The organism is Leifsonia sp. A12D58 (assembly GCF_047530025.1).
Lineage (GTDB): Bacteria > Actinomycetota > Actinomycetes > Actinomycetales > Microbacteriaceae > Cryobacterium.
Window position 1 is genome coordinate 552,029 of record NZ_JBLJAT010000001.1, and the last position, 23,506, is coordinate 575,534.

At 62.6% G+C, this 23,506-nt stretch carries 22 protein-coding genes and 1 riboswitch; of the genes, 16 read left to right on the forward strand and 6 right to left on the reverse strand.

Annotation, left to right across the window (positions count from 1 at the left end; genetic code table 11):
• Window position 1 precedes the first annotated feature (1 nt).
• A complete protein-coding gene (locus tag ACMT3I_RS02670; protein ID WP_414802889.1) occupies window positions 2–679 on the reverse strand; it encodes an alpha/beta family hydrolase in 678 nt (225 codons plus the stop codon).
• Between the two features lie 101 nt (window positions 680–780).
• Window positions 781–1,734: a zinc-binding dehydrogenase gene (locus tag ACMT3I_RS02675; protein ID WP_414802890.1), complete on the reverse strand. Its 954-nt coding sequence runs from the start codon at window positions 1,732–1,734 to the stop codon at window positions 781–783.
• Window positions 1,735–1,955: 221 nt separating this feature from the next.
• On the opposite strand from ACMT3I_RS02675, the gene ACMT3I_RS02680 reads away from it, so the two are divergent.
• From ACMT3I_RS02680 to ACMT3I_RS02700, 5 genes are all read left to right on the forward strand, one after another.
• Window positions 1,956–2,420, forward strand: coding sequence for a helix-turn-helix transcriptional regulator (locus ACMT3I_RS02680; protein ID WP_414802891.1), 465 nt, complete (start codon window positions 1,956–1,958; stop codon window positions 2,418–2,420).
• Between the two features lie 10 nt (window positions 2,421–2,430).
• Window positions 2,431–2,841, forward strand: a complete 411-nt coding sequence (locus tag ACMT3I_RS02685; RefSeq protein ID WP_414802892.1) for a VOC family protein — start codon at window positions 2,431–2,433, stop codon at window positions 2,839–2,841.
• 9 nt (window positions 2,842–2,850) lie between these two features.
• Complete coding sequence (locus ACMT3I_RS02690; protein ID WP_414802893.1) at window positions 2,851–3,357, forward strand: GNAT family N-acetyltransferase; 507 nt, start codon at window positions 2,851–2,853, stop codon at window positions 3,355–3,357.
• A 76-nt stretch (window positions 3,358–3,433) separates the two neighbouring features.
• The gene (locus tag ACMT3I_RS02695; RefSeq protein WP_414802894.1) at window positions 3,434–3,880 is read left to right on the forward strand and encodes a RidA family protein; all 447 of its coding nucleotides are present in this window, start codon (window positions 3,434–3,436) and stop codon (window positions 3,878–3,880) included.
• Between the two features lie 107 nt (window positions 3,881–3,987).
• Window positions 3,988–5,688, forward strand: a complete 1,701-nt coding sequence (locus tag ACMT3I_RS02700; RefSeq protein WP_414802895.1) for an ABC-F family ATP-binding cassette domain-containing protein — start codon at window positions 3,988–3,990, stop codon at window positions 5,686–5,688.
• A gap of 34 nt (window positions 5,689–5,722) precedes the next feature.
• On the opposite strand, the gene ACMT3I_RS02705 is transcribed toward ACMT3I_RS02700, so the two are convergent.
• Window positions 5,723–6,091, reverse strand: coding sequence for a VOC family protein (locus ACMT3I_RS02705; protein WP_414802896.1), 369 nt, complete (start codon window positions 6,089–6,091; stop codon window positions 5,723–5,725).
• A gap of 73 nt (window positions 6,092–6,164) precedes the next feature.
• Between ACMT3I_RS02705 and ACMT3I_RS02710 the strand changes: the two genes are divergently transcribed.
• Window positions 6,165–6,629, forward strand: coding sequence for a MarR family winged helix-turn-helix transcriptional regulator (locus ACMT3I_RS02710; RefSeq protein ID WP_414802897.1), 465 nt, complete (start codon window positions 6,165–6,167; stop codon window positions 6,627–6,629).
• A gap of 47 nt (window positions 6,630–6,676) precedes the next feature.
• Here the strand turns inward: ACMT3I_RS02710 and ACMT3I_RS02715 are convergent, their stop codons facing one another.
• A complete protein-coding gene (locus tag ACMT3I_RS02715; protein ID WP_414802898.1) occupies window positions 6,677–7,021 on the reverse strand; it encodes a LysR family transcriptional regulator in 345 nt (114 codons plus the stop codon).
• Window positions 7,022–7,131: 110 nt separating this feature from the next.
• On the opposite strand from ACMT3I_RS02715, the gene ACMT3I_RS02720 reads away from it, so the two are divergent.
• The 3 genes from ACMT3I_RS02720 (at window position 7,132) to ACMT3I_RS02730 (ending at window position 10,515) form a co-directional block, all read left to right on the forward strand.
• On the forward strand, window positions 7,132–7,482 hold the full coding sequence (locus ACMT3I_RS02720; RefSeq protein WP_414802899.1) for a metallopeptidase family protein: 351 nt from the start codon (window positions 7,132–7,134) through the stop codon (window positions 7,480–7,482).
• A gap of 99 nt (window positions 7,483–7,581) precedes the next feature.
• Complete coding sequence (locus tag ACMT3I_RS02725; RefSeq protein ID WP_414802900.1) at window positions 7,582–9,069, forward strand: anaerobic C4-dicarboxylate transporter family protein; 1,488 nt, start codon at window positions 7,582–7,584, stop codon at window positions 9,067–9,069.
• Between the two features lie 129 nt (window positions 9,070–9,198).
• Complete coding sequence (locus ACMT3I_RS02730) at window positions 9,199–10,515, forward strand: DUF222 domain-containing protein (protein ID WP_414802901.1); 1,317 nt, start codon at window positions 9,199–9,201, stop codon at window positions 10,513–10,515.
• 22 nt (window positions 10,516–10,537) lie between these two features.
• On the opposite strand, the gene ACMT3I_RS02735 is transcribed toward ACMT3I_RS02730, so the two are convergent.
• Window positions 10,538–11,680, reverse strand: a complete 1,143-nt coding sequence (locus tag ACMT3I_RS02735) for an N-formylglutamate amidohydrolase (RefSeq protein WP_414802902.1) — start codon at window positions 11,678–11,680, stop codon at window positions 10,538–10,540.
• A gap of 132 nt (window positions 11,681–11,812) precedes the next feature.
• A riboswitch (glycine riboswitch) is annotated at window positions 11,813–11,909 on the forward strand.
• 178 nt (window positions 11,910–12,087) lie between these two features.
• Between ACMT3I_RS02735 and gcvT the strand changes: the two genes are divergently transcribed.
• The 3 genes from gcvT to gcvP all read left to right on the forward strand — a co-directional run bounded on the left by gcvT (window position 12,088) and on the right by gcvP (window position 16,772).
• A complete protein-coding gene (gene gcvT, locus ACMT3I_RS02740; RefSeq protein WP_414802903.1) occupies window positions 12,088–13,320 on the forward strand; it encodes a glycine cleavage system aminomethyltransferase GcvT in 1,233 nt (410 codons plus the stop codon).
• A 44-nt stretch (window positions 13,321–13,364) separates the two neighbouring features.
• Complete coding sequence (gene gcvH / locus ACMT3I_RS02745; RefSeq protein WP_414802904.1) at window positions 13,365–13,736, forward strand: glycine cleavage system protein GcvH; 372 nt, start codon at window positions 13,365–13,367, stop codon at window positions 13,734–13,736.
• A gap of 69 nt (window positions 13,737–13,805) precedes the next feature.
• Window positions 13,806–16,772, forward strand: a complete 2,967-nt coding sequence (gene gcvP / locus ACMT3I_RS02750) for an aminomethyl-transferring glycine dehydrogenase (protein WP_414802905.1) — start codon at window positions 13,806–13,808, stop codon at window positions 16,770–16,772.
• 99 nt (window positions 16,773–16,871) lie between these two features.
• Here the strand turns inward: gcvP and ACMT3I_RS02755 are convergent, their stop codons facing one another.
• Window positions 16,872–17,714 (reverse strand): CPBP family intramembrane glutamic endopeptidase, encoded by an 843-nt coding sequence (locus ACMT3I_RS02755; RefSeq protein ID WP_414802906.1) that lies wholly within the window; start codon window positions 17,712–17,714, stop codon window positions 16,872–16,874.
• A 343-nt stretch (window positions 17,715–18,057) separates the two neighbouring features.
• On the opposite strand from ACMT3I_RS02755, the gene ACMT3I_RS02760 reads away from it, so the two are divergent.
• The 4 genes from ACMT3I_RS02760 (at window position 18,058) to ACMT3I_RS02775 (ending at window position 23,423) form a co-directional block, all read left to right on the forward strand.
• Entirely contained in the window at window positions 18,058–19,674 is a 1,617-nt protein-coding gene (locus tag ACMT3I_RS02760; protein WP_414802907.1) for a peptide ABC transporter substrate-binding protein, read from the forward strand.
• Between the two features lie 131 nt (window positions 19,675–19,805).
• Window positions 19,806–20,735: an ABC transporter permease gene (locus ACMT3I_RS02765; protein WP_414802908.1), complete on the forward strand. Its 930-nt coding sequence runs from the start codon at window positions 19,806–19,808 to the stop codon at window positions 20,733–20,735.
• Entirely contained in the window at window positions 20,725–21,675 is a 951-nt protein-coding gene (locus ACMT3I_RS02770) for an ABC transporter permease (protein WP_414802909.1), read from the forward strand. Before ACMT3I_RS02765 ends, ACMT3I_RS02770 begins: the two co-directional genes overlap by 11 nt.
• The gene (locus ACMT3I_RS02775; RefSeq protein ID WP_414802910.1) at window positions 21,672–23,423 is read left to right on the forward strand and encodes a dipeptide ABC transporter ATP-binding protein; all 1,752 of its coding nucleotides are present in this window, start codon (window positions 21,672–21,674) and stop codon (window positions 23,421–23,423) included. The genes ACMT3I_RS02770 and ACMT3I_RS02775 overlap by 4 nt, the downstream gene beginning before the upstream one ends.
• The last annotated feature ends 83 nt before the right edge of the window (window positions 23,424–23,506 follow it).

Genomic DNA, 23,506 nt, shown 5'->3' on the forward strand with positions numbered 1-23,506 from the left:
CCTAGATCACCTCATCGATGAATTCGCGCACCGTATCGATGACCACACGCCCGACGCCCGACGCGTCAAGCGGTGACGATTTCAATACGGCCATCGAGTGATCGGCGCCCGCCACAGGCATCACACGAATGCTGCGAGGGATCGCGCTTACGGGTGCAACGTCATCCATCGCCGTGACTGCGGATGTCACGTCACGCGCGCTCCCGTAGGCATCCCGTTCGCCCTGCAGCACCAACACGGGAACACGTGGCGTCAGCAGTTCATCGATTCGGGACTTCTCGGGTTTTCCGGGCGGGTGCAGCGGGAAAGATAGGCAGACGACAGCGACGGCGCCGACGGCACCCGCTGTACGGCAGGCAACTCGCGCACCCGCACTGCGGCCGCCGACGATGAGGGGAAGACCCTCGGCGATGTCGGTCACGTGCGATACAGCATCCATCCAGCCCACGTCGAGCGCCGCCGGACGAGGCGCGACCTTGCGGCCAGCCACACGCCAGGGTTGTTCGTAGCGCACAACGGTGATGCCGAAACTGGGCAGGGTCGTCGCTAGGGCGACCAGGTCGGCGGCCTCGATCCCGCTTCCGGCACTGTGACCGAGCCAGAGCACTGCACGCGGCTCGTCTGCCCAATCGACGACGAGTCGTCCCGGTCCAAGCGTTGTCGGTACATCGAGATCCATGCCTACGACGGTACCCGGCAACAAGGGAAGAGTCAGCCGGCCCTGCAGCCGGCTGACTCTTCTTCGCTGTCGATCTATTTGATCTATTCGATCTATTCGATCTATTCGTAAACGGCGATGAAGCGGCCGACAACGCCACCTGCGCGCAGCTTGTCGACTGCGTCAGGGATCTCGGCCTGGGTGATGATGTTCATCGGCGGGTTCAGCTCGCCGGACTTCATCAGAGCGTAGAGGTTCTCGAGGTCTTCCTTGGTGCCGGACTTGGAACCCTTGATGGTGAGCTGGTTGATGATGATCGGGTAGGTATTGATCGTCGCTTCGAGGCGACCCATCCCCACCTGTACGAACGTGCCGAACTCAGCGAGAGTTTCGATGCCGGCAGATGTTGTGGTGCCGAAGCCTGCATAGTCGACGATCAGGTCGAGGTCTTTGTCCTTGAACGCGTCGATCGATTCTGCGACACCGGCCAGTCCGATCTCGTCGGCCAGCTTGCGGGTCTCAGGGTTGACCTCTGCGCCGTATACCTCTGCGCCGGAAAGTGCCGCGACCCGGGCGCCGATATAGCCGAGACCACCCAAGCCGATGACTCCGACCTTCATGCCTGCCTTGGCCCCGCCCACGGCCATGATGGCGTGGTAGGCCGTGAGCCCGGCATCCGTTGCCATGGCACCGAGCTCGAACGAAACTTCATCGGGCAGCTTCACCAGGTTGTCATCGGTGGCCAGGAGCTGCGGGCCGAAGCCGCCATCCCACTTGCCGTAGCCGAGTGCGTCACCGTCGCTCATCACGGGTGCGAGGCCGACGCGGTCACCGACCTTCCAGTGGTCCATTCCTTCGCCAACCTCGATGATCACGCCGGCGTTCTCGTGGCCCATGGTGCGGGGCAGCTCGAAGAACAGAGGCATCCAGCCTGCGTCGTCAAGTGCAGTCACGTCTGAGTGGCACACTCCCGCGGCTTTCACCTGGACGACGACCTGTCCCGGACCCGCGTGCGGTTCTGGAACCTCATTCAGCTCGAGTGGCTTGTCTGTACCGGTGAACTGCCATGCCTTCATGGGGCATCTCCTTTTTATGCAAACGTATATAAATGTGGATACGTGTTAGCCGTATCAAGACCGCGCTTCGGGGTCTACCGCTGCCCGTTCTCGCAATCCACAATACGCTCGCACTCCCTGCGTAGCTCACGACGTCGCTCCCAGCGTCGCTAACCCGGTGTCGATCGAGGCGTCGGTTTCAGGCCACGCGCTGAAGAGAACTGCGGGTGTAGCCTCGAAATATGACGCCGCAGGAGCTTGCGAATCTGGCGCACCTACGGAGGGCGCGTGACCTGATCGATCGGGAGTACGCGCATCCGCTCGATGTGCCGACGATGGCGGCGCGGGCGCTCATGTCGCCCGCTCATTTCTCGCGGCAATTCAAGGCTGCGTATGGCGAGACGCCCTATGGCTACCTGATGACCCGTCGGATAGAGCGCGCGATGGTGCTGCTGCGTGCGGGGATGAGCGTGACCGATGCGTGCATGGCTGTCGGCAGCACGTCGCTCGGCTCCTTCAGCTCGCGATTCACCGAACTCGTGGGGGAGACGCCGAGCTCGTACCGTCTCAGGGAGCATGGCGCGGTGACGGCTATGCCCGCCTGCGTGGCGAAAGCCCACACCAGACCGAGCAGGACGCGCGTGAACGGGCACGGGCACGGTGAATCGAGCAGGATTCGAGAAGCGGTTGACGCCGGCGTTGCCTAGCGTTGCAGTCATGACTATCGCACTCCAATACTCACAAGTAACCGTCAACGACGTCGATGAATCGCTCGCGTTCTATCGTGATGCGCTCGGTCTCGAGGTGCACAACGACGTCGCATCCGGCCCCTATCGCTGGGTCACGCTCGGCAGCCCCACGCAGCCCGATGTAGAAATCGTGCTCTCTGAGCCACACGCCGGCAGGTCGCCCGCTGACGGCGATGCGATGCAGGAACTTCTCGTCAAAGGGGCGCTGCCGATCATCGTCTTCCGCACCGACGACGTCGACGCCATGTTCGAAAAGGTTCGGGCAGCAGGAGCCGAAGTTCTGCAGGAGCCGACTGACCAGGCGTGGGGCCCCCGTGACTGTGCATTTCGCGATCCGTCGGGCAACATGGTGCGATTCCTGCAGGCGCCGCCTCGCTAGTATCGAGCGATGAGCACTCCACTTTTCGAGATCCGCCGCACCACAGAAGACGACTGGCAAGACGTCAGGACGCTCCGGCTCGAGATGCTGGCCGACACGCCCATCGCCTTCGGTGAAACGCGTAACGATGCGCTCGGGCATGACGAAACCGAGTGGCGGATGCGTGGCGCTCGCGGAACCGCTGAGCACGGCATCGCGCTCGCCGCAATCGATGAGTCCGGTCGCTGGATTGGCGGCATGGGTGCTTATACGGTGCCGCCGGGTGAGCCGATACTCGTCGGGGTGTACGTCACGCCTGACCACCGGGGCGCGGATGCGGGAGTGACGGATGCGTTGCTGTCGGCCGTTGAGGACTGGGCCCGCACCAGGAGCGACGTTCTCACCCTGCACGTGCACGAAGACAACGAGCGCGCCCGTGCGTACTACGAGAAGCGCGGCTACGCCCTCACCGGTGACGCGCTTCCGTATGAGTTGGATCCCGGAAAGCTCAACGTGCAGATGGCGAAGCCGCTCTAGCGTCCCGCGTGGCCCGCGTGGCCCGCGGGGGAACGCTCGGCTATGCTCTGGCCATGTTTAAGGCAGCGTGCAGCGCATGACAGGTTCTACTCTCTTCGACGGTACGGCCGAACGTGCCGCGAGCGTGGTGACTCTCATCCGCTCACCCGAACTGTCAGACCGAGCTCAGTACGCGTACGCGGCGACAGCGCCCGCCGAAGCGCGGATTGTGTATCTCGCAGGCGCGTGTCCGCTGAATGTCGATGGATCGACGGCCGGTGTCGGCGATTACGCTGTGCAGGCAGCGAAGGCTATGGAGAATCTGGTCGTCGCGCTGGCCGCAGCAGGTGCTGGCATCGCGGATGTCATCAGCACCCGAGTGCTCGTCGCCTCCAATGTTCGGGCCGACCTGGTCACCAGCTGGGACGTGGTGAGAGCGGCATTCGGTGACCATGATGTGCCGAGCACGCTGCTCGGCGTCACGGTGCTTGGCTACGACGACCAATTGGTCGAGATCGAGGCGGTGGCGGCGTTGCGATCCTGAGAACGCGGCTCGCCCATTTTCGCTGGTCGCGGCGCGCGAGCAGGAGCCAAAATGGGCGACCCAAGAGCTCGGCACGGCGACCAGCCACCCAATGAGACGATTGAGGGATGACCGCAACACTCGTAGCCCAGGGCCTGGCCGGCGGCTATGCCCACCGCACACTCTTCGATTCGCTCAACCTGACTGTCGCTCCCGGCGACGTGATCGGGGTCGTCGGCGTCAACGGTGCGGGCAAATCGACATTGCTCAAGATCCTCGCCGGCGTCGAACAGCCCCAGGCCGGCACCGTCACCCTCTCGCCAGCGGATGCCTTCATCGGCTGGCTGCCGCAGGAACACGAGCGGATTCCCGGCGAGACCATCGCCGACTACATCGCCCGCCGCACCGGTTGCGCCGAGGCGACCCGCGAGATGGACGATGCGGCAGCCGCACTTGGTGACCTCAACCCGACACCGCGACCCGACGGCAAGGACCCAGCGGATGTCTACTCCGCCGCCCTTGACCGTTGGCTCGCGAGCGGCGCAGCTGACCTCGACGAACGCCTGCCGATTGTGTTGGCGGACCTCGGCCTGACTCTGTCGGGCGGCTCTGCAATCCCGGGCGGCTCAGCGTCATCCGTCTCGCAAGACTCACTGATGACGTCGCTTTCCGGTGGTCAGGCGGCCCGCGTCGGGCTGGCCGCACTGCTGCTGTCCCGGTTCGACATCGTGTTGCTCGATGAACCGACCAACGACCTCGACCTCGACGGCCTCGAAAGGCTCGAGTCATTCGTGCAGGGGCTGCGTGGCGGCGTTGTGCTCGTCAGTCACGATCGCGAGTTCTTGGCGCGCTGCGTCACGCGTGTGCTTGAGCTTGACCTGGCCCAGGGGTCCAACCGGGTGTTCGGCGGCGGATACGACTCCTACCTCGAGGAGCGCGAGACCGACCGGCGCCACAAACGAGAGAAGTACGACGAGTTCGCCGAGAAGAAGGCCGACCTGGTCGGCCGTGCACGCACCCAGCGCGAATGGTCAAGCCAGGGCGTGCGCAACGCCATGAAGAAGGCGCCAGACAACGACAAGATTCGCCGCAAGGCATCCGCTGAGTCCAGCGAGAAGCAGGCGCAGAAAGTGCGCCAGATGGAAAGCCGCATCGCCAGGCTCGACGAGGTCGACGAGCCGCGCAAGGAATGGCAGCTCGAGTTCACCATTGGTGCAGCACCGCGCTCAAGCACCGTTGTATCCACGCTCAGCAATGCAATGTTCCGCCAGGGCGGTTTCACGCTCGGTCCTGTATCGATCCAGATCAACGCGGGGGAGCGCATCGGTATCACCGGCCCCAACGGCGCAGGCAAGTCGACGCTGCTGCGCGCACTGCTCGGCAGGCTTGAACCGGTCGAGGGCACCGCAAGCCTTGGTAGCAGCGTGCGAATCGGTGAGATCGATCAGGCCAGGTCACTGCTGGCTGGTGACCGTCCGCTCGCTCTGAGCTTCGAAGAGCTCGTTCCCGATATGGCCAGTGGCGAAGTGCGCACTCTGCTGGCTAAGTTCGGGCTCAAGGCCGACCACGTCAATCGTCCCGTCGATGAACTCTCGCCCGGTGAGCGCACGCGCGCCGGACTTGCCCTGTTGCAGGCGCGCGGCATCAACCTGCTCGTGCTCGATGAGCCGACAAACCACCTCGATCTGGCGGCCATCGAACAGCTCGAGCAGGCGTTGGAGACCTACGAGGGCACGCTGCTTCTGGTCACCCACGACCGACGGATGCTGGGCAACGTGCACACAGACCGCCACTGGCGCGTGGAGGCCGGGCAGGTCACTGAGCTCTAACGGAGGTCAGTCTGCATGCCTCACTGCACATGACTCACGGTGCGTCGTGGATGGTGACCACGTAGCCGTCAGGGTCGGCAAAGCTGAAAGTTCGGCCGAATGGGCCGTCGACGGGCGGCGCCGTGATGTGAGTCCCCGCGGCGACAAGCGCATCGTGGAGTTGCTGGGCGTCACTGCTGCGGAGCCACAGTGCCACTCCCGCACCGGGCTGAGGGACGGTTGCGAGGTCAAAGCCTGGCACACTCGCGCGCACAGCGAAAGCGATGGGCGTGGTGTCGAAGACGACGGCTCCTGGCGGGCTCTGCGCCGCCCGGGCGAGTCCCAGGGTGCCCTCGTAGAAAGTTGCTGAGCGATTCAGATCGCTCGCCTGCAGCGAAATGAAGTCGGGCCCGAAAACGGCCATGATGCGTCCTTTGGTAGATGCCAATGTTTGATGTCAATATGTTGACATGATGATTCTATGTCAAGATGTTGACATGAATCAAGGGGCCAAGGGAGTGGAGCTGGGCACATCGCTCGGATATCTGCTCAAGCAAGCGCACAGCGTGCTTCATTCTGCAATGGATGCCGCGCTGCGGCCGTTGGGATTGACGGTCTCGCAGTATGCCTGCCTCGAAATCCTTGCGCAGCGACCGGGGCTGTCAGGTTCTGAGCTCGCTCGAGCAGCATTTGTGTCTAGGCAATCGATGAACGTCTTGCTGCAGACGCTGGAGCGCGACGGCCTGGTTTCTCGCCAGGAGCACCCGCAGGGTGGCCGAACTCTGCCCGTGGAGCTCACCGCTGCCGGCCGCGCGAAGCTGCAGGTGGCCAGCTCTGCGGCCCAATCCGTCGAGGAAGCAATGAGCTCGGGCCTTGACGGCGCCGAGCAGGCGCAGCTGCGCCGACAGCTCGCAGCGTGCGTGTCAGCGCTTGAGGCTCGGGGCAGAACAGACGCTCAATAGATACAGCTGTCTCAGCAGATTCAGCGGTCTCCGCGGGAAAGCAGGCCCTAGCGGCCCTGACGTTTCTTGAACGGTTTCGGCTCGCCCTTCACCGCGGGTGCCCTGCCCTTGCCCTTGGAGGCTTTGGCCTTGCCGCCTCCGTTGGTCGCCTTCTTGACAGGCGCGGGGGCTGCGGCGATGTCTGCCCTGGCGTCCTCGAGCAGCACGGTACCGATTTTGGTCAGTTTGGTTCCCTCGCCGGTACGCACGAACACGGGCTGACCGATCTCGGCCTCGATCGCGGCGATCGAAGAATTCATCATCGCCAACGGGATGTCGAGCTTGTCGGCGGCACGCGCAAGGTGCAGCTCCTCGGCGGCTGCGACGAAGTGTCGAAGCTGGTTGATCTTCACGGGAGCCTTTCATGCGGCCACGCGAGTCGTGGTCCGGCTTCTAGGCTACGCGGGTTCTGACTGTAAGCCGCATCCTGCCCCGCCGGCCGTCCCGGTGGCAGGATGGCCGCATGGTCGAGATTTCGGACGAGGACTTCGAGAAACTGGTCGGCGATATCTTCGATTCGCTCCCCGACGAGATGGTTGGCGATCTGCAAAACGTGGGAATCGTGGTGGCGAACCAGCCGCCCAGCGAACGTCCACGGTTGTACGGTCTCTACACCGGGCATCCGCTCACCACTCGTGGCATGTACGGCTTCGGCGAGCTGCCGGATCGGATCACCCTGTTCAAGAACAACATGCAGGAGCACTGCAACACCTTGGACGAACTGCGGGCTCGCGTGCGCATCACCCTCGTGCACGAGATCGGCCACTATTTCGGCCTCGACGATCAACGCTTGCACGAACTCGGCTGGGCATAGAGGACTTGTCGCCTTTGACGACTCCTCGCACACTGCAGATATAGCTGAAACGAGCTTTCAAGCTGACAGAGCTACTTGCTTTGAGAATCTGGGGGAGCCATGGACATCGCACTCTTCATCCTCGAGCTGCTTGTGGTTCTGGGCTGCATCGTCATGGGCACCAGATCGAGCGGCGTCGGCCTCGGCCTCTGGGGTGGCGCAGGCGTTGCCCTGTTGGTCTTCGTTTTCAGGCTGCCGCCCGGCTCACCGCCGGTGGACGCCCTGCTCATCGTGCTGTCTGTGGTGCTCGCCTCGTCGGTGATGCAGGTTGCAGGAGGCATCGACTGGATGGTAACGATCGCGGCACGTCTCATCGAGCGCAATCCGAAGCAGATCACGCTTGTTGCGCCTCTCGTTGCGTTCCTGTTTTCTGTCGGTGCAGGCACCTCGAACATCCTGTATCCGCTGCTGCCTGTCATCCAGGATCTCTCGTACCGCAACAACATCCGCCCCTCCCGCCCGCTGTCACTGTCGGTCGTCGCTACAGGCATCGCACTGGCCTGCAGCCCGGTTTCGGCCGCCATGGCAGCGATGGTCACGCTGACCGATGTGAATCCGTACGACTACGAGCTAATCGACATCATCAAAGTGACATTCCCTGCCTGCGTCGTCGGCATCGTTCTCACCTCATTCGTGGTGCGCCGTCTGGGAAAGAACATCGCCGACGACCCCGAGATTCAGGCCAAGATTTCTGCGGGCCTCATCACGGCGCCGTTCGCTCAGCAGCGCATGGCAGCGGATGCCTCAGGTGCAGTAACAACAGCGGCTGCGGCTGCGGGGGCAGGTGCAGGTGCAGGTGCAGGTGCGGATGCAGGTGCAGGTGCGGATTCCTCAGGCGCCTCGGATCCCGCGGGCAGTCAACCCGGAAACGCCGCCCCGGTGCACGTACAGGTCACCGCAACCAAGTCAGGTCGCAATGCGGCACTTATTTTCTTCGCCGGCGTCATCCTGATCGTTGTGTTTGGGCTCTTCAAGGGCATCCGTCCACTCGACGCCGTCGGTGACCCGATCTCGATGACAGCGATCATCGAGATTGTCATGTTCGTTGCCGGAACAGTCATCTTGATCGTCTGCCGCCCGAAGGTGTCTGAGGTTCCGATGGCTACTGTCTTTCGGGCCGGCATGGTCTCGGCGATCGCACTTTTTGGTCTCGCCTGGCTCACCGACACGTTCCTGGCCGCGTACTCCGAGGAGATCGCATCCACAATCGGAGATCTGGTCACCGCAGTACCGTGGATCTTCGCCCTCGGCGTCTTCATTGTCTGTGTGCTGACCACCAGCCAATCCACGGCAACGCGAACAATCGTGCCGATCGGATTGGCGGCTGGTATCCCGCTTGGTTTGCTGTCTGGGATGTGGGCAGGAGCGTTCGCCGGAATCTATCTGTTGCCCACTAACGGTTCTCAGATCGCGGCGGCGAACTTCGACACCAGCGGCAGTACCAAGCTCGGAACCAAGCTGGTCGACCACTCGTTCTTCGTGCCGACCCTCGTCCTTGCAGGCGTCACGGTAGCGTTCGGTGCGCTGTTCGGAGTGCTCTGGGGCTAGTTGGTTTTCTGGCGCACTTCTTAGTGTCGATTCCTCCACAGAGATCGCCTGTGAAAGTTATGCACAAGGGCCGGTCAGCGGATGTTTCCGCCCGCAGGAATGTCGGTGGTGCCGAGGAGAATACGGGGTATGAACTCCCTTGTAGATCGCTTCGATAAACGGCTCGATCTGGTCGTCGAAACCGAGGCGCGGCTGGCCTCTGACGCTGGTGATCGGGCAGTCGCGATCGATGCCGCTCGGGTCGACGCGCTGGCGTTGGCAGCGGATGACACGGCCGACCAACAGCACAAAGCGCGGCGGATTCTGGTCACCGAGATCGCCGCAGCGCTCCGGTTGCCCGAGCGCACGACCGAAACGCTGATCGAGTACTCGCGGGTGCTCGTGCATGAACTTCCCGCGACGTTGGCTGTGCTGCAGTCGGGCCGAATGAGCTACCGGCACGCGACGATCATGATCGACCAGGTCTCTGGCTTGAGCGCCGAGAACCGGGCGGCTCTTGAAGAGAAGATGCTGCCGAAAGCTGTCGAACTGACTGCCGCGCAATTCGGTGACCGGGTGCGAAAAGCACGCGAACGACTCGATGAGTCATCGATCAAAGCCCGGCACGAAAGGTGCGCCGAGGACCGAGCGATGTTCCTTGACCCGGTGGCCGACGGAATGGCGAACCTGACCCTGTACCTGCCTGCGGTGCAGGCCTATGCGATCTTCAACCGGATCACCGACGTGAGCATGAGCCTGCAGGGTCCGACCGAGGATCGCACACTCACACAGTTGCGGGCCGATGTGGCAGCCGAACTGATCCTCGCCCGCGGCGACGCGTCAGATCCCGGCGGGCGCCCTGGCGTCGGCGGCTGGTCCGGGATCAAGCCCGATGTTGCCTTCCTTGTGCCGGTGCTCAGCCTGCTGGGCCAGAGCGAGGAACCCGCCACCCTCGAGGGCTACGGACCCATTGACATGGATTCCGCCCGCAAACTGGTTGGTAACGCGACGAGTTTCATCCGCATCCTCACTCACCCCGAGACCGGCGCCTGGCTCTCGGTCGGACGAGACAAATACAAGGCCCCGTCCGATCTGCGTCGGGTGCTGCAGCTGCGCGATGAAACCTGCCGAGATCCCGGCTGCAACCGGTCAGCGAGAACCTGCGACATCGACCACACGGTGGCTTTCAATGAAAACGGTGAAGAAGGCGAAACCAGTCTGGGCAATCTCGCCCATCTCTGCCCCAAACACCACACAGACAAACACGAAACAGGATGGAAAGTCACCCAAGATCCATCCGGTGACGGCACCCTGCACTGGACATCACCAACCGGCCGAAGGTACAGCACCGAGCCGGCCAATCAGATCGAATTTCCTGAGATCCAGGCGAAGGCGAAGACGAGGTCCACGCCCGAGCCCACGCCCGAGCCCACGCCGGTGACAGAGCAGATGCCTCCGCCGTTCTAGCAGTGGTCCAGGCTCCGACGCTCTACGCAGCTGCGTCGCGAAACAGATCCCACGATGCCTTGCACGCGTGAGCTATGCGATCGACGTGCTCAGCGTCTGGCGTGACCCATCCGCTACCCGGTTTCATCAGCGTTGCGGCGTTCGCCTCTCCCAGCAAAAATTCGCGCAGAAATTCGGCCTGCACAGCAGCGAGAATCAGCCCGACAGCGTCCGCCTGCGGTTGCAACTCCCTGAAGCGTGCACCGGCCTTGATGATCTCGTAGCTACCGAGATACGGCTTGTTCAACGCGACGTCATCGGGCAGGTCAACAGCGAAACCAGCGCGATGCGCATCGGCGAGTGAGCGGATGCGGTCGGGCTGCATCGTCACCGGTTGCGCGACTCCGGCCGCGTCCACACGCGGGTCACCGTCCGCGTCGCCGCGGTTTGACAGAGCGACGACGCGAGGGAGCCTGTCGGCCTCCGGCCTGTCAACGTTCACCGCGCCATCCGGTGTCGTCGTGTGGTTCATGGTGTCGTGGAACGAGAGCGTGGTGAACGTCGTGGTGCCAGAGAGCGCCGCGCCTTTGTCGGCTGCAGCCCCCAGTTTCGCCTCGACAAAGCGCTCGATGAGCGCATCCCTGGTGCTCTCGTACACGCCGAGTCCATGGGTCGCGACTTCGGTGAATGTATCGGCTAGGTCGTTCAGTTCAGCCTCGGAGTGCGGGATTTTCAGCAGCGGGTAGAACGAAAAGGTGACGGGTCGCACGGCGTCGACGCCGCTGAGGTCGGTGCGGACTCCGCGGCCGACGGCCTCGACCCGCGCGAACGCTTCGCCGAGCGTTGCCCGCAGGTCGGCGGGCTTCTCGCGGTTCGGATCTCTGATCATGCGGGGATGCGGGTTCTCCACATAGACGATGCGCGGATCGATCTCGGCCCAGCGCCGCACGATGGGACTTGTCGACTGATCGCTGAAGTCGAACTGCAACCGCCTGGTGAACTCCGGTGCAAGAAAGCGGGCGAGCTCGGCGGGAATCGCGGCGCCGGAGTGCGGGCAGCTGACGAGCACATCGGCCGTGCTTATCGCTTCATCGAGGCTGCGAGAATCTCGATCTTGGTAGAAGGTGAGGTCGTCCGGAGTGAACACGGTACCGGCTGGAATCAGCAGGGGAGTCGCATCGGTCATGCTCCGAAGGCTAACCACGCTGTCTGCTGGCGGCGAGGGCTGGAAGACAATCCCTGAGCGATGCATCCGGGTGTCGAACGAACCGAGTCCGGTGGCGCTAGGCTGGCTGCAGACAAGTGAATATAGGGCCAATAGGTCGATGCGGAAGAGCCAGTAGCGTCATCAAAGCTGGCACCGAAGGAGCAATCCTCCCCGATAATCTCTCAGGTACGTGTACCGCATTGAACTGGCCACTCTGAAAAGTGGATCTTGTGAACACATCGAGATCCCGCCCACGGTGAAAGTCACGACCTTCTGGTCGGACGAAGCTCTCAGGCCGGATGACAGAGGGGGAGTTCCCACGGGGCTCGATCGAGCCTCGGCGAATCTCGCCCGCCGGCATCGTCGGGCGACGTCCCGGAGAACTCATGACCTCGGCATCCGAAAAAACAACTGTCGCACCTGACGCTGTCGCACCTGACGCTGTCGCACCTGACGCTGTCGCACCAGACGCGCAGCGCCTCTCGCCACTGAACGACGCCCACGTGGCCGCAGGCGCCAGCTTCACCGACTTCGCCGGCTGGCAGATGCCGGTGCGTTACACCAGCGACCTCGCCGAGCACCACGCCGTGCGCACCTCAGCCGGCCTCTTCGATCTGTCACACATGGCAGAGATCATGGTCGAGGGCCCGGATGCCGCCGCCTACCTCGACTACGCCCTCGCCGGCAAGATCTCGGCGGTCGCACTCGGCCAGGCCAAGTACAGCCTGCTGCTGAACGAGGCCGGCGGCATCGTCGACGACCTCGTCGTCTACCGTCTGGCGGATGACAGGTTCCTCGTTGTCGCTAATGCCGGCAACCGCTTCCCCGCCGCCGAGGCGCTGATCGCTCGCGCAGCCGGCTTCGAGGTGAGCGTCACCGACCAGAGCGACGATGTTGCGCTGATCGCCGTACAAGGACCGAACTCCCGCGCCATCCTCGAGGCCACAGCCCGCCTCACCGATTTCGGCATTCCGCTCTCCGAGCTCAAGTACTACTGGTCGACTCCCGCAACCTTCACCGGACTTCCCGTGCTCGTCGCCCGGACCGGCTACACCGGCGAAGACGGCTTCGAGCTCTACATCCAGGCGGATGCCGCTGCCTCGCTCTGGGACGCCATCGTCGTCGCCGGCACTGCGCACGACCTCGTACCCGCCGGACTCGCCAGCCGCGACACGCTTCGACTCGAAGCCGGTATGCCGCTGTACGGCCACGAACTCGGCCTCGACACGTACCCCGCCCAGGCCGGCCTCGGCCGCGTCGTCGCCCTGGCCAAGGAGAGCGACTTCGTCGGTCGAGCAGCGAGTGAAACCGGTCCGGCAGCGGATGCCCGAGTGCTCGTCGGCCTCGTGTCAACGGGTAAGCGCGCCGGTCGCGCCGACTATGCAGTCTTCGCCAGCGCAGACCCAGTAGCCGCTGATACGGCAGACGCAGCAACATCCACTGAGCCCGTCGGCATCATCACCAGCGGTGCGCTCTCGCCGACACTCGGGCATCCGGTCATGATGGCCTACGTCAACCCCGACCTGGCCGAGATCGGCACCGAACTCTTCGTCGACGTGCGCGGAACCCGCATCCCGGCATCCGTCACGAAGCTCCCGTTCTACAAGCGCCAGAAGTAATTCGCGCACTCACTCACGCTCACACCCACCCCGCAGAGGAAACTATGACTGACAAGACCGAACTCAAGTACACAGCAGAGCACGAGTGGCTGCGCATCGATGGTGACGTCGCCACCGTTGGCATCACTGCCTATGCGGCAGACAAGCTCGGAGATGTCGTCTTCGTCGAGCTGCCCACGGTCGGTGCAGGCGTCACCAGCGGAACCGTCGTCGGCGAGATCGAATCCACCAAGTCGGTCGGCGAACTTTTCGCTCCCGTCAACGGCACGGTCACCGAGATCAACGATGCAGTCGTCGGTAACCCCGAGCTCGTCAACAGCGACCCCTTCGGCGAAGGCTGGCTCATCAAGGTGTCGTTCACCGAGCTGCCGACGCTGCTCAGCTACGACGAGTACACCGCGCTCGTCGGCGAGTAACACCAGCCGCAAGCATCCATCACCCTCACAACAGGTTCGACACCAGGAACGCGCAGGTTCAGTTCACTCATGTCTCAGGCTTTTGCAGGACGTCACATCGGTACGGATTCCGACGCCCAATCACAGATGCTCGCGGTACTCGGCTATGACTCGGTCGAGTCACTCGTCGATGCTGCCGTCCCCGCGTCGATCCACGTCGACCAGTTCCGCGTCGAGGGAGACAGCACGCTGCCGCCCGCAGCGACCGAGCGTGAGGCGATCACCGAACTTCGCGCGCTTGCCGGTCGCAACACGGTGAAGCGCTCGATGATCGGTCTCGGTTACTACGACACCATTACGCCGGCCGTGATCAAGCGCAACGTGCTCGAGAACCCGAGCTGGTACACGGCATACACGCCGTACCAGCCCGAGATCTCGCAGGGCCGGCTTGAGGCGCTGATCAACTTCCAGACGATGATCACCGACCTCACCGGACTCGCAACGGCCAACGCTTCGATGCTCGATGAGGGCACAGCGGTCGTTGAGGGCATGATGCTCACCAGGCGCGCATCCAAGCTCACCTCGAACCGTTTCATCGTCGACGCCGACGCACTGCCGCAGACCAAGGCACTGCTGGCCAATCGAGCGGATGCCGTCGGCATCGAACTCGTCGAGGTCGACCTCGCGGCATTGGTCGAGGCCAACGCTGACAACCCCGAGAATAACGTTGCAGATGCTCACGCCGAGCTGGGTGAGCACTTCGGAATCTTCATCCAGTACCCGGGCGCATCAGGCCGCATCTGGAACCCGCAGGCCGTCATCGCCGCGACCCAGGCGCAAGGTGGCCTCGCCGTCGTCGCCGCCGACCTGCTTGCACTTACCCTCATCGCGTCACCCGGCGATCTCGGAGCGGATGTCGCCGTCGGCACCAGCCAGCGCTTCGGTGTTCCGATGGGCTTCGGTGGCCCGCACGCCGGCTACATGGCCGTGCGCAAGGGACTCGAGCGTCAGCTTCCCGGTCGCCTCGTCGGTGTGAGTGTCGACGCAGCAGGCCACCCCGCATACCGCCTGTCACTGCAGGTGCGCGAGCAGCACATCCGTCGCGATAAGGCGACATCCAACATCTGCACAGCTCAGGTGCTTCTGGCCGTCATGGCCGGAATGTACGCGGTCTACCACGGTCCGGCCGGCCTGAAGGCGATCGCAACCGAGGTACACGAGAGCGCGAGCGAGCTCGTCGCCGCGCTGACGGCATCCGGTGTGAACGTCATTAACGACAGCTACTTCGACACCGTACGTGTGTCGGTTCCCGGCCGTGCAGCAGAGATCGTCGCTCGGGCGGCGAACGACGGCATCAACCTGTACCTCGTTGATGCCGACACCGTCGGAGCGTCGGTCGACGAAACCACCACCCGTTCAGACCTCACCAGGGTCGTCGGCGCATTCGGTGGTCGCAACGCCTTCGGCGCCGTCGACTTCGACGCGCTTGCCCCCGCTGCTTCGGCAAACGCGGCAAGCAGCCTGCCGACAGACCTGGCTCGCACCAGCGAGTACCTCACGCACGCGGTGTTCAACACTCACCGCTCAGAGACAAGCATGATGCGCTACCTCAAGCGCCTCGCTGACTACGACTACGCACTCGACCGCGGCATGATTCCGCTCGGCTCCTGCACGATGAAGCTGAACGCTGCGACCGAGATGGAAGCCGTCACCTGGCCCGAATTCGGTGGCATCCACCCGTTCGCTCCCAAGGATGACGTTGCCGGCTACCTCGAACTGGTCAACCAGCTCGAGACCTGGCTGACGGATGTCACGGGCTACGCGTCTGTCTCACTGCAGCCGAACGCGGGCAGCCAGGGTGAGCTCGCCGGGCTCCTCGCCATCCGCGGCTACCACCTCGCCCAGGGCGACACGCACCGTACCGTCTGCCTGATTCCCTCGAGCGCGCACGGCACAAACGCTGCTTCGGCTGTGCTGGCCGGCATGCGCGTCGTCGTCGTCGCCTGCGACGAGCTCGGCAACGTCGATCTCGATGACCTGCGCGCGAAGATTGCTGAGCATGCCGAGAACCTCGCCGCGCTCATGATCACGTACCCGTCGACGCACGGTGTCTACGAGCACGAGGTTCCAGCAATCACGAAGGCCGTGCACGATGCCGGCGGCCAGGTTTACGTTGATGGCGCCAACCTCAACGCCCTGCTCGGCTTCGCCCGTTTCGGTGACTTCGGCGGCGACGTCTCGCACTTGAACCTCCACAAGACGTTCTGCATCCCGCACGGTGGTGGCGGCCCCGGCGTCGGTCCGGTCGCAGCACAGGCACACCTCGCGCCGTTCCTGCCAGGCCACCCGCTCGCACAGTCGAGCGAGCACTACCTGCTCGACGCTGCTCAGGCTGGCAACACCGTTGAGCACCGCGGCGGACCCGTGTCGGCAGCACCGTACGGCAGCCCGAGCATTCTGCCGATCTCGTGGGCGTACATCCGCATGATGGGAGCCGACGGCCTCAAGAAGGCGACGGCATCCGCTGTGCTCGCGGCGAACTACGTGGCCAAGCGTCTGTCTGAGCACTTCCCGGTGCTCTACGCGGGCGACAACGGACTCGTCGCTCACGAGTGCATCCTCGATGTGCGCCCGCTCACCGAGGCAACCGGAATCACCGTCGACGACGTGGCCAAGCGCCTCATCGACTACGGCTTCCACGCGCCGACGATGAGCTTCCCTGTCGCAGGCACTTTGATGGTCGAGCCCACCGAGAGCGAAGACCTCGGCGAGATCGATCGCTTCATCGACGCGATGATCGCGATCAAGGCCGAAGCGGATGCCGTCGCAGCCGGCACCTGGCCAGCCGACGACAACCCGCTCCGCAATGCACCGCACACCGCGCAGTCGGTAATCGAGGGGGAGTGGACACACGACTACACCCGCGAAACAGCGGTCTATCCCGTGCGTGCGCAAATCCGAGGCAAGTACTGGCCCCCGGTGCGTCGCATCGACCAGGCCTATGGAGACCGCAACCTGGTCTGTGCCTGCCCGCCGCCCGAGGCCTTCGAGAGCTAGCCTCCTCTGGAGCTAGCCCTACGCCCCGAAAACACGCGCGCGAAATCGGAGTTGTGGTCGTTCTCAGGTGCTGAGAACCGCCACAACTCCGATTTCGCGTTAATTCGTGGGGGCGGGGGAGGGCGTGAGGGTGGGGGTCGGGGTGGGGAGCACAGAGGGCGCCAGGAGGTCTGGCCACCAGGCCAGCGCTAGTGGATAGCCGACGAACGACGCGATATCCAGAATCCAGTGCGCGATCACGAGGGGCATCGTTCGGCCCCAACGGGTGTAGCACCAACCGAATACGATCCCCATGGCAACGTTGCCGAAGAACGGCCCGATGCCCTGGTACAGGTGATAGCTCCCGCGCAGTATCGCCGAGCTGATGATGATGTTCCAGCGCGACCAGCCGAGTTCGGCTAGCCGGGTGAACAGGTAGCCGACAACGATCAACTCTTCGCTGAGTGCCGAACGAAGTGCAGAGAAGATCAGGATCGGAATCGTCCACCAGAAACTGTCAAGCGGGGCAGGGACGACTGCGACAGTGAAGCCGAGTGCTCGCCCGACCAAATACAGGGCAAGGCCAGGAATTCCGATGATGACGAGCAGTCCAATACCGCGCTTCAGATCTGTGCCCGGTTGCGTGAAATCGAAGCCGAGTCGCGTGAACGAGCTCTGGCCGGGTCGCCACAAAAGATAGAGCACCAGGGCGACAGGGAAGAGAGCGAAGAAGATGCCCAGGAACTGGTACGTGAAGTCGAGCCACTCGCGGGGCGACTGCGATCCATTGAGCGTGGCCGACTGGTCGGCGAGGGCAACCTTCGACGTGAGCTTGGCAATGATCGACACGATCGAATAGACAGCGGATGCCCCGAGCGAGAGCCCGAGCACAATCACGATCTCCAAGCGCAGCTGGATTCGTCTGCCTCGAGAGATCGGCAGCGCTGCCGCCGCGTCGCTCACTTCGCAACTCCGGCGAGAATGAGCGCGGCACCAGCGGTTCTATAGATGGAGCGGGATGCGAGCAAGGCAGACATGCGTCCAATCATGCCAGCCGGTTGAGCGACCCGTGGGTGGCGGACTTATCACATTCACGACACGGAACGCGCCAAATTGTTCATCTGAGGCCGATTTAGCGCACTTATCTTGTGTAATTGGCAAAGAATCCTCAATCACGTTACTTCTATGTAACGTTTCTCTCCTCAATTTGGTGCATGCACTGGTGCAGTTTTAGTCTCGTGTGTATCTGGCGTGTCGGCTTGGTCACAAACCGTGCTGCTTCGCTCCGTTTTGCACAGGAGGAAAATTGAAAATCAAGAAGCTTGGCATCACAGCCATTGCTTTGGCTTCAGTGGGAGCGCTCACGCTCTCCGGCTGCGCCAGCGACAGCAAGTCGACTGAATCGGCTGGAGACACTTCAGCCATCATCAGCACGAACGGTTCAGAGCCACAGAACCCGTTGCTTCCCGCCAACACCACTGAGACCGGCGGCGGAAAGATCGTCACGTCCCTCTTTGCTGGTCTGGTTTCGTACACGTCCACCGGTGACATCGAGAACGAGGTCGCTAAGTCGATCGAATCCGATGACGCTCAGAACTGGACTGTCACGCTGAACGACGGCTGGACGTTCACGAACGACGAGCCCGTCACCGCGAACTCGTTCGTCGACGCATGGAACTACGCAGCACTGGCCAGCAACGCCCAGGGTGGTTCGTACTTCTTCGACGACATCGTCGGCTACTCGGCTGAAGCCGACTCAGAGCTCACCGGCCTCAAGGTCGTTGACGACACCACGTTCACCGTTGAACTGGCCGCTCCCGAGGCCGACTGGCCTCTGCGTCTCGGCTACTCGGCATACATGCCGCTTCCCGAAGCCGGCCTTGCCGACATGGAAGCCTTCGGCGAGAACCCGATCGGAAACGGCCCGTACATGCTGGCCTCCGAAGACGCGTGGGAGCACGACGTCAAGATCGACCTCGTCACTAACCCTGACTACGATGGCGTTCGCAAGCCCGCCAACGGTGGACTGAGCATCGTCTTCTACGCATCGCAGGATGCCGCATACGCCGACGTTCAGGGTGGAAACCTTGACGTTCTCGACGCCGTTCCGGACTCCGCGTTCGAAACCTACGAGGATGAATTCGGTGACCGTTCGGTCAACCAGGCTGCTGCGATCTTCCAGGGATTCAACATCCCGGGCTACCTCGAGCACTTCGGCACCGACGAAGAAGGCGCACTGCGCCGTCACGCCATCTCGATGTCGATCAACCGCGACGAGATCACGGATGTCATCTTCCAGGGCACTCGTACCCCGGCCACCGACTTCACGTCGCCGGTTATCGCTGGTCACTCTGACAGCCTCAAGGGTGCAGAGTTCCTCGAGTACAACCCGACCGAAGCCAAGAAGCTCTGGGCTGAAGCCGATGCAATCTCCCCGTACACCGGCACGTTCGACATCGCGTACAACTCCGATGGTGGACACCAGGCCTGGGTTGACGCAGTCACCAACAGCATCTCCAACACGCTCGGCATCACTGCCGTTGGCAAGCCGTACCCCACGTTCGCCGCAGCACTTGACGACCGTGAGCAGAAGAAGCTGACCGGCGCAACGCGTGCAGGATGGCAGGGTGACTACCCGTCGCTCTTCAACTTCCTTGCCCCGCTGTACCAGACCGGTGCTGGCAGCAACTACGAGGAATACAGCAGCCCTGAGTTCGACAAGCTGCTCAAGGAAGGTGCAACTGCAACGTCTGTTGAAGACGCGACCTCCAAGTTCCAGGAAGCACAGGAAGTGCTGCTCGCTGACATGGCGACAGTGCCGCTCTGGTACGCAAACGTCAACGGTGTGTGGGCCGACACGGTCGACAACGTCGTGTTCGGCTGGGACTCAGTTCCGCTCTACACGCAGATCACCAAGGGCTAGTCTTACCCGCTAACCCAGCTCTCTAAAAATCGCCCTGCTGTCCGAGGCGTTTTCAACCTCGGACAGCAGGGCGACTATGCTACTTCAGTGATTGTGATCCCAATGCTCCTTCTAGCCCACGGAGGATGCTGATGCTCTGGTATACAGGCAAACGTATTCTTCAGATGATTCCCGTTTTCTTCGGCGCAACATTCTTGATTTATTTCATGGTGTTCTCGCTTCCGGGTGACCCGATTGCCGCCCTGTACGGCGATCACCCACCCGCCCCCAATGTGGTCGAAGCAGTACGGGCCCAGTACAACCTCGACAAGCCATTCATCGTTCAGTACCTGCTGTACATCGGCGGACTGTTCCAGGGCGACTTGGGCACGACCTACTCTGGTCGTCCGGTTGCAGACGTCATGGCATCCGCTTTCCCGATCACGCTTCGCCTGGCTACACTCGCCCTCTTCTTCGAGGCAGTCGCCGGTATCACCGTCGGCCTCATCGCGGGTCTTCGCAAGGGCAAGTTCTTCGACGCGAGTGCACTCGTCGTGAGCCTTCTGCTCATCTCGGTGCCGACATTCGTCATCGGCTTCGTTCTGCAGCTCGTCTTCGGTGTGCAGCTCGGTTGGGCCAGAACGACGGTGAGTGGAGATGCTCCATACAGCGAATTGGTACTGCCGGCCATCGTGCTCGCTTCAGTGTCATTCGCCTACATCGTGCGACTCACCAGGGCCAGCGTTGCTGACAACCTCAACGCTGACTTCGTCAGGACTGCAACGGCCAAGGGTCTGAGTCGTCGTCGCGTTGTTCAGGTTCACGTTCTGCGCAACTCGCTGGTTCCCGTCGTCACGTTCCTGGGCGTCGACCTTGGTTCTCTCATGGTCGGAGCGATCGTGACAGAGGGAATCTTCAACATCAACGGTGTAGGTGGGACCGTCTACCGTGCAGTCAAACTCGGCGAGGGCCCCACAGTCGTGTCCTTCATCGCTGTGATGGTCATCATCTTCGTGGTGGCCAACCTGCTCGTCGACCTGCTCTACGCTCTGCTCGACCCGAGGATCCGTTATGCGAAATAGAAATACCCAACTCCAGGAGCACTACGTCGCTCCTCTGGAGGAGACCCCGATCGTAGCCATCGATCGTCTGGATGAGTCGGAGAAGGCGCGCAGTACCTGGGCAGACGCCTGGGACTCCATGCGTCGTCGCCCGACATTCTGGATCTCGTCGGTTTTGATCTTGCTCATCATCATCGTTGCTGCCTTCCCTGGCCTGTTCACTTCGGTTTCGCCGAACCTGAACTGCCAGCTGGCGAACAGCAACGGCGGGCCTGTTGCCGGTCACCCGCTCGGCTTCACCCGTCAGGGCTGTGACGTGTACTCACGGATCATCTTCGGTGCGCAGGCTTCTGTCACCGTCGGTCTGCTCGCAACACTGTTGGTCACGATCACAGGCGTCATCGTCGGTGCACTTGCCGGCTACTACGGTGGAGCACTTGACTCCATCGTGTCGCGCGTAGGCGACATCTTCTTCGCGATCCCCACCGTCCTCGGTGCAATCGTCCTGATGTCGGTTCTCCCCGAGCGCACTCCCGTCACAGTGGCACTTGTGCTGTCGATATTCGCGTGGCCTCAGATCGCTCGTATTATGCGTGGCGCTGTGATGTCTGCGCGTAACTCTGACTACGTGATGGCGTCGACTGCCCTGGGTGTGTCGAAGTTCCGAATCCTGCTTCGTCACGTCGTTCCCAACTCGATTGCTCCGGTCATCGTGGTTGCGACGATCTCGCTCGGAACGTTCATCGTTGCTGAGGCGACGCTGTCGTTCCTGGGTATTGGTCTGCCGCCGAGCGTCATGTCCTGGGGTAACGATATTTCCCAGGCGCAGACGTCAATCAGGACCAACCCGCAGGTACTGCTGCTTCCGTCTGCAGCGTTGTCGCTGACCGTCCTCTCCTTCCTTATGCTCGGAGACGTCGTTCGCGATGCTCTCGACCCGACAGCGAGGGCACGCCGATGAGCCAGCTTGTAACCGAACCAGCACCCCAGAGCAAGGATGTGACCGAACAGCCACTCCTGCAGATCCGCAACCTCGAGGTCGGTTTCCGCACCCAGCGTGGCCTGGTGCCCGCCGTGCGCGGCGTTGACCTGACTCTCTACGCCGGCCAGACACTGGCCATCGTCGGCGAGTCTGGTTCTGGCAAGACGACCACCGCGCAATCGGTAATCGACCTGCTGCCAGGTACCGGACAGGTAACCGGCGGAGAGATTCTCTTCGAGGGTCGCGATCTCACGAAGCTGTCGCAGAGAGAGATCACTGATGTCCGTGGCCGCCTGATCGGCTACGTTCCGCAGGACCCGATGTCGAACCTGAACCCGGTGTGGAACATCGGTTTCCAGGTCGAAGAGGCGATCAAGGCCAACAATGTCGCCCAGGGCAAGGAAGCGCGTAAGCGCACCATCCAGGTTCTGCAGGAAGCCGGTCTGAGCGACGCGGCAGAACGACTCAAGCAGTACCCGCACCAGTTCTCCGGTGGCATGCGCCAGCGCGTACTGATCGGTATCGGCCTGTCGTCACGTCCGAAGCTGCTGATCGCCGACGAGCCGACATCTGCTCTCGACGTGACGGTGCAGCGTCAGATCCTTGACCACCTGGGAACCCTCACCCGCGACTATGGCACCTCAGTGCTGTTCATTACGCACGACCTGGGCCTTGCGGCCGAGCGTGCAGAGCAGCTTGTTGTCATGTACAAGGGCAAGGTCGTTGAATCCGGTCCGTCACAGGAGATCCTGGCCAACCCGCAGCACCCGTACACGCAGCGTCTGGTCTCGGCTGCGCCGAGCCTCGCGTCGCGACGCATCCAGTCGAAGAAGCACGCGGGTGAAGACAGCGGAAGCCACATCTTCGCCGGCGGCTCACTCGATGAGACGCTGATCGCACGCGCTGTCGAGCGCGAAGAGGCTGCACCGGCCAAGGACCTCATCTCAGTTGAGAACGTGTCCAAGGTTTACCGCATCCGTCAGGGTGGCTTCAAGAGCACTGAACTGCGTGCAGTCGACGATGTGTCGTTTGGCATTCAGCGCGGCACGACGATGGCCCTCGTGGGCGAATCAGGCTCTGGCAAGTCGACTGTCGCCAAGCTGATGCTTCAGCTTGAAGACATCACGACGGGACGCATCGAAATTGATGGTCAGAACGTGGCCGGACTCAAGGGCGCCGAGCTGCTGAAGTTCCGTCGCAGGGTTCAGCCGGTGTTCCAGGACCCGTATGGTTCGCTCGACCCGCAGTACAGCGTCGGCAACACGATCGCTGAGCCGCTGCTTGCCCACGGCGTTGGAACGGCCAGGGAGCGCCAGGCGCGCGTTCTCGAGTTGCTCGACCAGGTATCACTGCCTGCGGCAACGAGGTACCGCTACCCCAGCGAACTCTCGGGCGGACAGCGTCAGCGCATCGCCGTTGCGCGTGCACTGGCTTTGAAGCCGGATGTACTGGTGCTCGACGAGGCAGTGTCAGCACTCGACGTGTTGGTTCAGGGCCAGATCCTCAACCTGCTCACCGAACTGCAGACCGAGCTTGGTCTGACCTACCTCTTCATCACGCACGACCTCGCGGTTGTGCGCCTGATTGCAGACAACGTCTGCGTCATGAAGAAGGGCAAGATCATTGAGTCGGCTACGACCGATGAGGTCTTTGACAACCCGCGTGAGAGCTACACACAGGAGCTCCTCGCGGCGATTCCCGGTGGAGACTTCGTCTTCGGGCGCTAAACAGTACGAGTTGAATCACTAGCTGGCCGGCACCTCCTTATTGGTGCCGGTACATAAGAATCGGGATGGCGCCAGCAGGCGTC

What these genes read in the sequence shown, in the direction of transcription:
- ACMT3I_RS02730 (WP_414802901.1), top strand. Translation starts at nt 9,199, where the DNA reads ATGAACTCCCTTGTAGATCGCTTCGATAAACGGCTCGATCTGGTCGTC.
- ACMT3I_RS02765 (WP_414802908.1), top strand. Translation starts at nt 19,806, where the DNA reads ATGCTCTGGTATACAGGCAAACGTATTCTTCAGATGATTCCCGTTTTC.
- ACMT3I_RS02680 (WP_414802891.1), top strand. Translation starts at nt 1,956, where the DNA reads ATGACGCCGCAGGAGCTTGCGAATCTGGCGCACCTACGGAGGGCGCGT.
- ACMT3I_RS02710 (WP_414802897.1), top strand. Translation starts at nt 6,165, where the DNA reads ATGAATCAAGGGGCCAAGGGAGTGGAGCTGGGCACATCGCTCGGATAT.
- ACMT3I_RS02735 (WP_414802902.1), bottom strand. Translation starts at nt 11,680, where the DNA reads ATGACCGATGCGACTCCCCTGCTGATTCCAGCCGGTACCGTGTTCACT.
- ACMT3I_RS02685 (WP_414802892.1), top strand. Translation starts at nt 2,431, where the DNA reads ATGACTATCGCACTCCAATACTCACAAGTAACCGTCAACGACGTCGAT.
- gcvP (WP_414802905.1), top strand. Translation starts at nt 13,806, where the DNA reads ATGTCTCAGGCTTTTGCAGGACGTCACATCGGTACGGATTCCGACGCC.
- ACMT3I_RS02695 (WP_414802894.1), top strand. Translation starts at nt 3,434, where the DNA reads ATGACAGGTTCTACTCTCTTCGACGGTACGGCCGAACGTGCCGCGAGC.
- ACMT3I_RS02700 (WP_414802895.1), top strand. Translation starts at nt 3,988, where the DNA reads ATGACCGCAACACTCGTAGCCCAGGGCCTGGCCGGCGGCTATGCCCAC.
- ACMT3I_RS02675 (WP_414802890.1), bottom strand. Translation starts at nt 1,734, where the DNA reads ATGAAGGCATGGCAGTTCACCGGTACAGACAAGCCACTCGAGCTGAAT.
- ACMT3I_RS02775 (WP_414802910.1), top strand. Translation starts at nt 21,672, where the DNA reads ATGAGCCAGCTTGTAACCGAACCAGCACCCCAGAGCAAGGATGTGACC.
- ACMT3I_RS02725 (WP_414802900.1), top strand. Translation starts at nt 7,582, where the DNA reads ATGGACATCGCACTCTTCATCCTCGAGCTGCTTGTGGTTCTGGGCTGC.
- gcvH (WP_414802904.1), top strand. Translation starts at nt 13,365, where the DNA reads ATGACTGACAAGACCGAACTCAAGTACACAGCAGAGCACGAGTGGCTG.
- ACMT3I_RS02705 (WP_414802896.1), bottom strand. Translation starts at nt 6,091, where the DNA reads ATGGCCGTTTTCGGGCCCGACTTCATTTCGCTGCAGGCGAGCGATCTG.
- ACMT3I_RS02690 (WP_414802893.1), top strand. Translation starts at nt 2,851, where the DNA reads ATGAGCACTCCACTTTTCGAGATCCGCCGCACCACAGAAGACGACTGG.
- ACMT3I_RS02770 (WP_414802909.1), top strand. Translation starts at nt 20,725, where the DNA reads ATGCGAAATAGAAATACCCAACTCCAGGAGCACTACGTCGCTCCTCTG.
- ACMT3I_RS02670 (WP_414802889.1), bottom strand. Translation starts at nt 679, where the DNA reads ATGGATCTCGATGTACCGACAACGCTTGGACCGGGACGACTCGTCGTC.
- ACMT3I_RS02720 (WP_414802899.1), top strand. Translation starts at nt 7,132, where the DNA reads ATGGTCGAGATTTCGGACGAGGACTTCGAGAAACTGGTCGGCGATATC.
- gcvT (WP_414802903.1), top strand. Translation starts at nt 12,088, where the DNA reads ATGACCTCGGCATCCGAAAAAACAACTGTCGCACCTGACGCTGTCGCA.